Source organism: Cognatundibacterium luofuense, from assembly GCF_018139685.1.
GTDB classification, from domain to species: domain Bacteria; phylum Pseudomonadota; class Gammaproteobacteria; order Burkholderiales; family Burkholderiaceae_D; genus Undibacterium; species Undibacterium luofuense.
The window spans coordinates 1-288 of record NZ_JAGSPN010000606.1 but is presented as its reverse complement, the minus strand read 5'-3'; the positions used below and the strand labels follow the sequence as shown (position 1 = coordinate 288).

General features: G+C 52.8%; 1 protein-coding gene. It reads right to left on the bottom strand.

The features are described 5' to 3' along the window. On the bottom strand, positions 1-288 hold a 288-nt coding region (locus tag KDM89_RS21840), incomplete at both ends, for a GIY-YIG nuclease family protein (protein ID WP_212689855.1).

Below are 288 nucleotides of genomic sequence, written 5' to 3'. Positions count from 1 at the left end.
ATACACCAGTTGCGGTTGCAGCAGGCCGCTGCCCAGATCACTCAGGCGCCAGGAGCAAAATTCGCTATTCCTGCGTAACTGACGGTTCAGGGTAGGTTGTTTTTCCTTGATCAGGCGCGCTTCGGTAATCAGCGCATCGATTTCACCCGCACATTCTATCCATTCGATATCTCTCACCTGTTGGGAGATATTCATTTCCTTAGCCAGTGCATGATCCGCCGAGAAATGCGATAGCACGCGCTGGCGCAAGGTATTGCTCTTGCCGACGTAGATAGGCAGCCGGTTTTC